At 58.5% G+C, this 11,804-nt stretch carries 10 protein-coding genes; 3 read left to right on the top strand and 7 right to left on the bottom strand.

Annotated elements, in window-relative coordinates; genetic code table 11:
* The first annotated feature begins 182 nt into the window (after positions 1–182).
* The 3 genes from thiL to ACO1XS_RS23360 are packed head-to-tail and all read left to right on the top strand — an operon-like array spanning position 183 to position 2,239.
* Positions 183–1,184, top strand: a complete 1,002-nt coding sequence (gene thiL, locus ACO1XS_RS23370; protein ID WP_486391824.1) for a thiamine-phosphate kinase — start codon at positions 183–185, stop codon at positions 1,182–1,184.
* A complete protein-coding gene (locus ACO1XS_RS23365) occupies positions 1,174–1,716 on the top strand; it encodes a phosphatidylglycerophosphatase A family protein (protein ID WP_331568762.1) in 543 nt (180 codons plus the stop codon). The genes thiL and ACO1XS_RS23365 overlap by 11 nt, the downstream gene beginning before the upstream one ends.
* 22 nt (positions 1,717–1,738) lie before the next feature.
* Positions 1,739–2,239 (top strand): CinA family protein, encoded by a 501-nt coding sequence (locus ACO1XS_RS23360; protein ID WP_440558983.1) that lies wholly within the window; start codon positions 1,739–1,741, stop codon positions 2,237–2,239.
* A 17-nt stretch (positions 2,240–2,256) separates the two neighbouring features.
* On the opposite strand, the gene tssG is transcribed toward ACO1XS_RS23360, so the two are convergent.
* The 7 genes from tssG to tssE form a co-directional block, all read right to left on the bottom strand.
* The gene (gene tssG / locus ACO1XS_RS23355) at positions 2,257–3,402 is read right to left on the bottom strand and encodes a type VI secretion system baseplate subunit TssG (RefSeq protein WP_486391813.1); all 1,146 of its coding nucleotides are present in this window, start codon (positions 3,400–3,402) and stop codon (positions 2,257–2,259) included.
* A complete protein-coding gene (locus tag ACO1XS_RS23350; protein ID WP_486391812.1) occupies positions 3,387–3,662 on the bottom strand; it encodes a PAAR domain-containing protein in 276 nt (91 codons plus the stop codon). Before ACO1XS_RS23350 ends, tssG begins: the two co-directional genes overlap by 16 nt.
* A gap of 97 nt (positions 3,663–3,759) precedes the next feature.
* The gene (locus ACO1XS_RS23345) at positions 3,760–4,230 is read right to left on the bottom strand and encodes a hypothetical protein (RefSeq protein ID WP_486391811.1); all 471 of its coding nucleotides are present in this window, start codon (positions 4,228–4,230) and stop codon (positions 3,760–3,762) included.
* Positions 4,227–6,638 carry a hypothetical protein gene (locus ACO1XS_RS23340; protein WP_486391810.1) on the bottom strand — a complete coding sequence of 804 codons (2,412 nt, stop codon included), beginning with the start codon at positions 6,636–6,638 and terminating at the stop codon, positions 4,227–4,229. Before ACO1XS_RS23340 ends, ACO1XS_RS23345 begins: the two co-directional genes overlap by 4 nt.
* A gap of 2 nt (positions 6,639–6,640) precedes the next feature.
* Positions 6,641–9,148 (bottom strand): type VI secretion system Vgr family protein, encoded by a 2,508-nt coding sequence (locus ACO1XS_RS23335; protein WP_486391809.1) that lies wholly within the window; start codon positions 9,146–9,148, stop codon positions 6,641–6,643.
* Between the two features lie 30 nt (positions 9,149–9,178).
* Complete coding sequence (tssF, locus tag ACO1XS_RS23330; RefSeq protein ID WP_486391808.1) at positions 9,179–11,035, bottom strand: type VI secretion system baseplate subunit TssF; 1,857 nt, start codon at positions 11,033–11,035, stop codon at positions 9,179–9,181.
* An 11-nt stretch (positions 11,036–11,046) separates the two neighbouring features.
* Complete coding sequence (gene tssE / locus ACO1XS_RS23325; RefSeq protein WP_486391807.1) at positions 11,047–11,523, bottom strand: type VI secretion system baseplate subunit TssE; 477 nt, start codon at positions 11,521–11,523, stop codon at positions 11,047–11,049.
* Positions 11,524–11,804 lie beyond the last annotated feature (281 nt).

The following is an 11,804-nucleotide window of genomic DNA, read 5'->3' as shown; positions in this document are numbered from 1 at the left end:
AGGCTACAGTGCTGATTTGGAATCGGAATTCGACGCATTGTAGCGCCAATCCGAGGCCATTCCCCGAACCGGCGGGGGGCGCAATGACCGCCCGAACCCGGCTCGACGCCGCTCGTTGCGGACGCGTTTGAGTGACGACGCCGCATTTTATCGACCACTTCGCTGCCGATCGTACCGATTCCATGCCGCTTTCCGAGTTTTCCCTGATCGAACGATTTTTCGCCAGCCGCGCACGCCGCAGCGCGGCTACCGCGGCGCTCGGCATCGGCGACGATTGCGCGCTGATTGCCCCGCGCGCCGATCAACTGCTGGCCATCTCGACCGACATGCTCATCGAGGGCCGGCATTTCCTGCCCGATGTCGATCCGCGCGCGCTGGGCCACAAGGCGCTCGCCGTGAATCTGTCGGATCTTGCGGCGATGGGCGCGAAGCCGCGGGCCTTCACGCTCGCGCTCGCACTCGAAACAGCTGACGAAACGTGGCTCGCGGCCCTCGCCGACGGCATGTTCGCGCTGGCCGAGCGCTTCGGCTGCGAGCTCATCGGCGGCGACACGACGCGCGGGCCCTTGAACCTTTGCATCACCGTGTTCGGCGATGTGCCGCGCGAACGTGCGCTGCGTCGCGACGGCGCGCGGCCCGGTGACGACATCTGGGTCTCCGGCACGCTCGGCGATGCGCGTGCGGGGTTGGGCCTCATGCGTGGCGAATGGGCCGCGAGCCTATACGATGCGGACGAAGCGGCCCGGCTGCGCCATGCGCTCGAGCGCCCCGAACCGCGCATCGAATTGGGGCTCGCGCTGGGAGGAGTCGCGCACGCGGCGCTCGATGTATCGGACGGGCTCGCCGGCGATCTCCTGCATATTCTCGAACGCTCGGGCGTGAAAGCGCAGGTCGACGTCGAGGCGCTGCCCCGCTCCCCTGCGCTGCGCAAGCTCGCTGGCGCGGACCAGTTGCGGTGCGCGATCGCGGGCGGCGACGATTACGAGCTCTGCTTCACGGCTGCCCCCGAAAATCGCGACGTCGTCATCGCGGCGGGCGCGCGTGCAGGCGTGGCAGTCTCGCGCATCGGTACAATAACGACCTTACTCGCTCCTTCGGAGGCACCGGCAATTGTATGGGTCGACGCGTCGCATGCGCCGCTCGATCTGAAGTTGCAGGGTTTCGATCATTTCAATGCAGCGTGATCCCATGATTGGCGACGGCATCGCACACCGCCCTCCTTCCGATTCGCGCCCGCGGCGCGCGACAGTGCGGTTCATGTTGTCGCATCCGCTTCACGTGATTTCGCTCGGCTTTGGCAGCGGCTTGTCACCGCTCATGCCCGGCACGTTCGGCACCTTGTTCGCCTGGCTCTCGTTCGCGGCGCTGGCGGGCCGGCTGACTGCCGCTGAGTGGGGCGCGCTGATCGCCGTCGGCTTCGTCGCCGGCGTCGGCATCACCGGCTTCACCGCTAAAAGGCTCGGCATCGACGATCCTTCTCCCGTCGTTTGGGATGAGATCGTCGCCTTTTGGCTCGTGCTGCTCTTCGTGACGCCCGAGACGTTCATGGGGCAACTCGGCGCATTCGTCATCTTTCGTTTCTTCGACATGGTGAAACCGCCGCCGATTCGTTACTTCGATCAGCACTTCTCGGGCGGCTTCGGCATCATGATCGACGATCTGGTCGCAGCGTTTCTGACGCTGCTCGTCATCGCCCTTTGGCGTATGACGATCTGAACCGTTGAGCGGGAAGACAACCATGGCCACCGATTCCGTTGTGCACCAACTCGCCGTCCGTGTCGGCAACAAGCTACGCGAGACGCGGCTCATGTTGACGACCGCGGAGTCCTGCACGGGCGGCATGGTTGCCGCGGCGATCACCGATATCTCGGGCAGCAGCGGATGGTTCGAGCGCGGGTTCGTGACGTACTCGAATCAGGCGAAAACCGAAATGATCGGCGTGCCGGCCGAACTCATCGACAAGCATGGCGCGGTGAGCGAACCCGTTGCTCGAGCGATGGCGGAAGGCGCGCTGCGAAATAGCCGCGCACAGGTATCGCTTGCGATTACCGGTGTGGCCGGCCCCGGTGGCGGCACGGAAACGAAGCCGGTCGGCATGGTCTCGTTTGCGTGGAGCAATCGCCTTCATACGTCGTGCGAGACCGTGACCTTCAAAGGCGATCGCGAGCAGATCCGGGGGCAGGCTGCAGCGCATGCGTTGCGTGGCTTGCTTGCGCTCATCGACGAGAACGAGCGGTAGCGGGGGGACTCCACACGTCAACCGGTTCCAGCGTCCTGTTCCGAGCGGGCGATCGACAATTCGTTCAGCGTATAACGCATGTCTGAGCGGTCGGTCTGCGAAGGACGTGTCGCCAGGAAGGCATCGTAGCCGACGCGGCCGTTCGAACCGAGCTGGAGCGGCTGGACTTCGTCCCGTTTCAGTACCGGCCGTACCTCAACTTCGAGCGTCATGCCGATCAGCAAGTGCAGCAGGCGGTTCAATACGAACATGCTTGCGGAACTGGGCAGGAATTCCTCGTATTGGCTTGCCGATAGCGGTCCAAGGACGAGACGGATGCGAGCGTGACGCATCCAGATGTGTTCACCAAGCATCGCCGTCGAACCCAGAGCCATGTTGCCGATTCCGGTGCTGGATTGCTTTTCTGGCGGAACCCGGTACTTATGGCAGATAAACTGCTCGATCTGGATCGGTATGCCAAAGTATTCGGACAACGTGCGTCGCAGGTACACGACCGACACCGCCCGGTGGCGGACCGCCGCACTGTGTCCGGCGACGGCGTCGTCTGAGAGCGCGCCGGGCTGGTCACGCAACGCCTCGCGGGAGCTGGGGTTGGCTATGCCGGCCAGGGCCTGCAAGATCGGGAGATAACGTTCGTTTCGATCGAGCTCATAGTGAAGCGGCAGGCGGTACTTCTTCCAAGCCGAGTAAAAGAGAGCCGTCGAGCGATTCGAAAAGATATCGAAAAAAGCTTGCGAGGGGCGGTCGGGACTCGACCGGTCGCCGCTGACGATTTGCTCGGTGTAGCGCAGGGGCAATGCGCCTTGACCACCAAGCAGCCCGAACAACGCTGGCGTCAAGTCCACCTTCGATATCTTGCCGGCCATCATGGCGCTCACGCGGGCCGCTTTGCCGGTTAGTTCTTCACCCGCCTCATCGAACGATGACGCTTGCTCCATCTCGCTGGGTGGAAACGTCGTCGTGAGCGTCGTGCGGAAAGCAATGCGATAAGGCACAACGTGGCGCGGCTCGGCTCCGCCGTGTTCCGTGAACCAGCGTTCGAGCAGGCGCACTGCCTGGACGAATTGAAAGCGGTACGGTTCGTCGAGCAAACGCTCGAGAACGCGCGGATTTTCAAGCGAGAAGGACATGGAGGCGCCGTTTGGTGTCAGCCGATTGAGCATCCGGCGTTGGGGTTTGCCTTGACGTAGTTGTTGCCGCACGGGCACCGGACAGCATCGCCGTCGAGAACGCTAGCCCGGCCGTCTTCGTCCATGTCGGTGGCGGTTCCCTGAATGGGATACTCGCCGGGACAGTTGCCGCACGTCGCCATCTCCCGGTCGAGCGCGATGCGTCGGTCGCCGTCGAACATGGTCGATGCCGTTGCGATGACTTTGCCACCTGTGGTGGTCGGGTCATCGTGGCAGACAGATGCTTTGCTCATAAAATCAAGTCCGTGTTATTCAGTTCGGCCGGAAGATCAAAAATGCGCAGCGTTAGCGTGCTAGGAGTCACCCTGGATCCGGCAGCTGTTTCGTGATCTATTTAGGCAATTTAACATTGCGAGCAAAGATAAATGCTCTGCCGTTCCACAAATATTGGTTTACCGAATTATCAGGATTATCAGGGTCTATATAGCTGTACTCGGAAATTATTGGAATTCCGCCGCCATTAACGCCAACATTAACACCAGTTCCATATGAAATAAATTGAAACTCGAAATCCCCTCCCGTGCTCGCAAACACTCCGGTATAGGAGTTGGTCGAACTCAATGTAGGCTCGATAATGCATACGAACAGAGTTTTCTTATGGTATTGCTCGTTGTACTGGTGAAATTGCAGCCCCCCCTTGAATTTACCGATTGAGCAGGAGTCACTTGCGCAGACAAATTTCTGCATATCAGCATCCGCATATAACCTCCTAGCCATACTTTCGCGCTGAAGGTTCGAGCCGCAAGCGCACGCCAGCTCGGAGACGAAAAGTAGTGCGGAAAAAATAAAGACCTTTTTCATGGTCGTTGCTTCTTCAGCGATACTTGAATATTGTGAATGGTCGGAAAATATCTTTTCTTGGGATCGTGAGTATGCGGATCCAGCGTCGGATGACCACTTGCATCGAGAACAGGCTCTAGTGACGAACTCCGCCTCCACAAAAAGGAAAGCGACTCCGACGAATCACCCTCAATTAAATCAAGAAGAATGTACTTAATATATATGAACGATTGCAGGCGATGTTCAAGGCCGTTTATGTTTTGATTCGCAACGTTGCCATTGGTGGACCTAGACGCTTGAATTGCCGCCTCGACTTGCAACCTACCGTCGTCTGTTGTTTTGAGCGTATTGGTTCCTGTCGCCGTCATAGCCTTGCACGTCCAGTATAAACCCGCACTATCAGCGCAGTTATGCCGATTGAAGTCAGTATTTGTATTTGCAAGCAGAACATCTGGATTCCACCCAAGATCCGAGTATTTTGCAGGTGCAGCTGGATCGAACTTAAATTTCCTGAATTTCCCGTACTTATCGTAATTTGGAAATTTTGTAAGCTGAATTAGGCCGCGTCCATAGTACGGGCTATAGATTCTGGCTTCTCCATGATATTCACGAACAGCCTTAAGCGACCCAGACTCTTCCATCAACTGAGAGAGAAAATGAGTCGCCCTTTCTTTCGCCGCGCCGATGCGATACTTGCGCATTGCTACATTGAGGTCGATTTCCCACGCGCCTCCTTGTTGTATCGCATGTTGCCAAGGATTACTCTCGTGTATAAATTGCGTTCCTCGGAGCGAAAGCATGGAACGGGGAATGCATTGTGCAATCTCGTTTGCGGATAACCACTCGCATTTCCTGAAATGCCGAACAAACGCTAACGGATGAAAATACCAGAAACTCCTCCCACCCGACAACGTCGGAACGTGATCCAGAAACTGGAGCTTCGTTACCAATCCCAAGAATTTATCGTAACCATCGGGATTCGTTTCTTTGCAGCGCCCAAAATAACCATCGCAGCTATTGAGCCCTCGATACCGGGCGTCGTTATTAACTGGATCCCATTCGCTCTTTGACTCACATATAAAGCCTCTCAAGCTTTCCCGCATACCGTCAGTGTTTCGAATATAGTCGACAAGCCGGCTGTCAAGGCTGAATTGCTGATCGGCCTGCAAGGCGCCGCGTGTGTTCGTCGCTGCGTTACCAAATAGCTTGCTCAGCTTCTGGTAGCTGAACAGACCGTCACCGTCCAATGGCGCGTCGCTACCATCGATCTTTCGCCAACCCGCAAAAAACGGGAAATCCGCATCGGACAGTTTCACGATGGATGCTCGATTGATATCGACGTACCCCAGCGACCCGTTTTCATCGAATGGAACAGCGACCCAGGTGGCCTTGTCCCGTTCAGATGTCAATGTTGAGGGAGTCGACAGGATGCGGCCAAACCTCAGCAGCTCATAGCCGTCGCTCGGACACCCGGGATACAGCGCCATCGAACGCTCATATAGCTTGTATTCGTAGTCGTGATAGGGATCCTTTACTGGTCGCGGTGTCAGCAGTCGGCAAGCCCCGTCACCGTTTTCATCTATCCACGCGCGCATATATCGTTGACCGATGTGGAAATACGTCTCCACGTACAAATTGCTGCTCGCATTGGGGAGCTTCCCCGCCCTCAGTTTCGGAAACCAAGTCGTATCGTGTTGTGTCCCCGGGCGATCGACAAATTCAATCGAGCCGGGAATGATGTAGTAGGCGTGCCCCCACCAATCTTGGCAGGTCGGTTGAACCGGACGCTTGTGCCCAACTTGGACGATATGCCCCGCCCGGTCAAACCACGACGTGAAGTCCTCCTGAGTCATGAAGATCTCGAAGTGCAAATGCCTAAGACCCTGAGATTGCCCCATGTAACCAAGGATGTCCTTGCGATAGACCCTTTTGCCATTGCCGGACGTTACCCCTTCTCCGGGTTCGAGTAACCATGCCGAGAGCGACGTGGGTGATGTGTCCATCCGGGGATTCGATGGGCGTGAGCCTACGAATGCGGCTTGAGCCGTGAGATCCAGCAAATGCATATAAAGCGAATAGTAGGTCAGCGTCCGCCCAGCCCCCGTCTCGGTAACATGCCGAAGCAACACAAAGCCGGTGTTGGTATTTAGTACTTCCTTTCCTGTCGCTTCATCGATATGGCCATCCGAAATGGGAGATTGGCTAACGCGGTATGCGACCACCTCGCCATCGGCAATAGCTCGCACCGGTTCATTCGCGGGGGCGTTATCCAGATGAACGCCCCCGTGCCAGCGACGATCGAACGCGATGGGATAGATGCCGGAATAACCGGATGCGTAGGTATCGACCGTCGTCATCATCGGGTCAGGGTCGGCGGCGTCACTCGATACAAGACCGGATTGTGGGAGAAAAGGAGGGCTGATGATCATGATTAGCGCGATTGAGGATAAACGCTGGTCGTTTTCGAGCTGCCCTGAGGCATCGCGGGCAGTGGCTGACGTTGCGCATCGGTCGCCGACTTACTCCACTGCGGCGTTTTCTCGACAATCGGCCCCGACGACCCATTGACGATCCCGTTCGCACTGATCTGGATATAGGACCCACCTGCTCCAATCCACACCTCCTTCGCCGCATTGAGAACGATCTTCCCGTCCGAGCTGGTGATCGTGAGGTCTTTCAACGATGCCAACGCCATCTGATCGCCTTGCGCCTGGATTGCGACTGGCCCTTGCGCGGCAAACAGCTTGATTCCGGCCTTCTGCGCGAACAGGCTGATCTTCTCTGCGACGCTCGCAATCAGCGACTTCCCGGCAGCAAGGTGCGTGCTCTGCCCGCTCACAAGATTCATGTGCTGACCCGCCTGAACGTGCGCATTCCGCTGGCTCGACACGCCAATGTCAGCGGGGCTCCCAAGCACCAGAACCGGGGCCTTGAACGCATCGGCGGTACCCAATCCACCGCCAGCCGTCAAACCGCCTTTTGCCTCTCCCGTCACGCTGTGATCGGTCGCATCCACCAACTGTCTCAGCGCATCGCGGCCGGCTGCCAACGTTTCAGCGTTATGTTTCGTACTGGCGTCGGACAGCGATTGCACGAGAGCGCCGGCATCGTTCAGTTGCGCACGCGTTTGCCGAGCGTCCATCGGCGGACTATTAGCCGATGTCGGGTACGTCGTCACATACAAGCCGCGGTTCGCACGCACCGCACCGCACGCATCGGTTTTTAGATCGAAACCACTACCGAGGTAGGAGCCTCGTACATTGCCGCTGTGGTGAATCAGGTAGCCCAGATGCAGCATGCTGTTGGCGCTGCTGCTCATGAGTTGAGCGCGAGTCTGGCCCGTCGAGTCATCCAGAACCAGTTGGTTATAACCGCGGCCCGAATACTCCTTCGAGCGAAAGCCCGAGACAATGCCGCTCGTGTGCCAGGCCGGCTGCACGGCTCCGTTGTATGCTCGTCCGATGACAATGGGTCGGTCGCAATCTCCCCCATCCCAATCGATGTACACTTCTTCGCCGACGCGAGGCACGTGCGTACCGCCGTATCCTCTTCCCGTGTCGGACTGCATCACGCGTATCCAGCATGACGACGTCTCGTCGCCGCTAGCATGCCGGTCCCACCGGAACTTCACTTTGATGCGATTTAGCGCGTCGGTATAGACCTCTTCGCCGGGTGGCCCCACGACCGTCGCCGACTGCATACGCATCTGCGGCTTGCGGTGCTCGCATGGGCTCCTAAACGGTATGGCCCGACGTTGCGCTTCGATCCACGTCAGAAAGAACCCTGCGCTGCCGGCCGCTGCTGTCGGCTCGCCATGGTGGATGGCCCGAGCTTGTTCAAGCTCCGCTTCCAAACTGCCCGGGAATCGCCGCGTATTGCCCAGCGGCAGGTTGTTCTCGATGAACCAGCGCGTCTCGATGATCAGGAAGCTGCGATCCTGCTGCTTGTCTTTCTGATGGTCCGGGTGATCCGTTAGTTCGAACCAGCGGCCCGCGTTCACGCGACGAACACCGCCGCTCCCGAAAAACCGCTTCGCGCGCGATTCCCATTCCTCGAGCCGTATCCGATTCAAATGGTCGCCCCGATCGAAATCAAGGTGGCTGTATGCGCCCGTATATTCGTAGACTTCCAACTGCTCCGGCAGGCTTCCCTGGTTAGGCATCGTCTCACCGTATGTGATCCGGTGATCCGCTGGGGACTTGTAGTCGCCGGTGAGGGGCGTGTATTTCACGCTCTGCAAGGTCCGCGTGCCAGCCCATTGCGTAAGCGCGTCGATCTCGGCGTCGACGTCCGATCGCCAGAAGGCAATCGTCGATGGCTCGAGCGGTTCACAGAAATGCGTCAGGTCAGTGATGACCAGCGTGTGGGACTGGCCATCCGGCGCCTGCTCGAAGTAACTCCATAGCCCCTCGGATTCCATGAGCCGGTGCACGAAATTCCAGTCGTCCTCGTACTGCATGCAAAACGAGCGATTCGGCAGCGCGTTGTACAACGCAAAACGATATCGTCCTCGCGCCTGCGGGTGCGCCTCGAATACATCGCAAAGAACGTCTTCGACCGTCTTGTCTTGCCAGATCCGCGCGTCCTTGCGGAACTTGAGAAAGTGCAGCCAGGACGCGAATTCGAGCTGCGTGTACACCGCACTTCCATCCGCGCCCAATCTGCTCGCCGTATGCACATAACCATGGTGCGGCAGGTAAGACCGATCGGCCTGCTGCATCCAGAGCGTGACAGGCTGCGCAATCAGATGCTTCAGTTCGATCTGACTCGCCAGCGAGACCGTATCCACCCGGAAGCTGAAATTGCGACCGACGCGTGAATGCCCCGCCAGGCGCAGCGGAAGCAACACGTCCTGGCCCAGGGGCGTGTCAAGTTTCAATAGGCGCCGGTTCTGCGTCACGCCCCGGCTGACACTTTGAATCAGGTCGTAGAGGTTCATGCACGTGTTCCTGTCGCGGTCCGCACGCGATTACACGAGAATCGATTCGCCACTGCGAGCCTTGCAGCGAATGATTTCCCGCCCTGTCTTCGCCGACACCGCTGTCAGTTGCGTGAAATTGTTGATGTGGACGTATAAACCAAAGAACCGGTCCAGAACACTGATGAAGGTGGCGAGACTCGCCCCGACGAAATGCTCTTCATCCAGCTCGAGACGGATGCCGATACCTGGCACATAGATCGGAAACGGGTAATTGCCTGTCTCCGGAGTCGGAGCCATCCGCTCGAGGGCCGAAGCTGCCTCGAGCGAGACGATACCGTCGATATGTAGGGCGGATACGGATGTGCGGCGCTGATCGTAGAGCCGCAGCATTTCCCTGAGCGTCTTCTCGCCGTTCCTCGCGAGCGAAAGATGGTTCAACGACAGGTGCGAGACGATCTGCCAGTGAGCCGCGTTTCGTCGGTCGAAGCGCGCGGTCTGCGTCGGCCGCATCAGCAGCGCGATCCGCTGCCCCAGCGGCGCCCCGCTGATGAACAGATCGCCGCTCGGCTGCCCGATCGAAAGTTGCTCCGGCAGATTCCGGTTGGTGGCGGTGATGTCGAGGCTGAGCGTGTCGATCTGTACCTCGGCCGGGTTGAAGCCCAGATCGACGATCGATAGCTCGGTTTCATATCCGGGGCTGTGCTCCGCCATCCAGTCGCTGCGGCGCGCATACCAGTAAAGTCCGGCCTGCGATGCCTCGGCATGACGCAGAGAAAAGAAAGGCCGGAGTTCGGCGACCTCTTCACCTCGGTCTTCCTTCTTGCGCACAAGGCGAACAGAGTCGATCGAGTACACCTCGTACGCAAAGGCTTTATGACTGTCACCCACGACCGGATAAGCCGCGGCCTGTTGCGTCAGCAGCACGGGCGTTGCAGGTTTTCTGAACAGGTTGATGACCGGCGTACAGAAAAGCCGCAGGTGATGCGCTGCGAGCGAGCCCAGCAATCCCGCAGCGCGCGAATCGCCCGTTTCCCTGACGGCGAGGTGCAGCGTGATGCGCTCGCATGGGCCGGCTGCTCTCGCCATAGCCGCGAGGTCGAAGTCGATGAAGTTGAATTTGTCAGGGAAAGCGAAATACTCGGTCAGCAAGCGATAGGCCGGATGTGCATGACCCGGGAAGTCGATCAGCGCATCGGCCTCATCGAAGCCGACTTCGGCAACCGGAACGCTCGATAGACGTATCCAACGCCCGCCGGCCCCCTGTTCGACGTAAGCTTCCGCGGTGTGGAGAAACAGCGCGTCGTTCAGCGATGCAACGAGCGGTTGATCGCCCGACAGATGCACGCGTACCCGGTCAAGCTGCAGGCCGCCAAGGTCGAACTGAGGCGCGCTCGATTCGAACGCGATTGAAATCACTCCCGCCGTATTGGACGGCACGACAGCCACGCTCGGGCCGGGGCCGCCCGACACATAGCGGACGTCCAGCACGCGAATCGGAGCGAGGGCTACATCGTAGGCCGTGCGGAACGTGCATCGAACGCCGCGCACAGGGAGGGACTTCGCCTCTGTACCTCGCGCAATGATGAGCGGCTTCGTGAGCTGGTCGATTTCGTCCCCACCGCTGAACTGTGCGATGGAACAGGCCGGAAACGGTCGCAAATAATGGGGACATTGGACCTCGAGCAGAGCGTCCGTCAATTCGGGGTAATCGTCTTCGATCTTCTTGCTGATCCGGGCATTCAGAAACGCCACCGACTCGATCAGACGTTCGACGTGAGGATCTTCGGCAAGCTCGCCGCGTATGCCAAGGCGGCCGGCAGTTTTTGGATAGCGCTCGGCAAATTCCCGCGAGTACCTTCGCAGATACGCAAGTTCCCGCTCATAGTAGGGTAGCAAATCGTCCATCCAGAATCCCCTTAAGCCTTACCTCTCGTGCGGGCCACAGAGTACCGGTGTGTCGACGGTTGCAACTGCGCATCGAAATTAACCAGCTCTTGTGCCGGATGTAGAACCAGCAAGGCCCTGATCGTGAAATTCAGCGCGCTAACCGATCGCTCATGAAGCGCAAGCATCACCTCGACGTCTTTCAGTCGCGGCTCGTGACGCGCGATCGCGCGCCGGATGGACTCGCAGATGAATTCGCGATCGTCGGAGCTTGCAAGGCTGCAGGCCGAAAAATCGTTCAACCCGTAGGTCAGCATCGAACTGGCGCATTCCGGAAACGGCTCCATCTGCGCTTCGGAAAACGTCATGCGTGTGTTCAGCAGCGACTCCAGATCGCCCGCCATCGAATGCTTGATTTCATCGAGCGACAAGGCGCGTACAGTCGACGCACTCCCCTGGGGCGAATGACACTCAAACAGCTTGTCGAATAAGCTCGGTTCAAAACGCATTTGAGATACATGCCGTTTGAATATTTTGATACGGAGCAAGCCGATCGCTCCAGCCGAGCGCCGGAGAATACTACGGAGAGGAATGGGAAAATTAGAATGTCCTTTTGAATAGGACTTCCGATCGATTAGCCGATCTATTCGAATTGGGTGAATTCCCCAATCTTTTAATGGCTGAAAATGATTTCAATCATTTCAAGAATCTCCGCCTGTCAGGCAGACGAAGCAGCCCGCCTCGCGGGTTCGACATGGAGTGCTCGATGGGCACGGCGGCCAGTCATGCG

The organism is Trinickia sp. (genome assembly GCF_057351765.1).
Note: the sequence above shows the minus strand (reverse complement) of the source record. Positions and strands in the feature narration are given on the sequence as shown.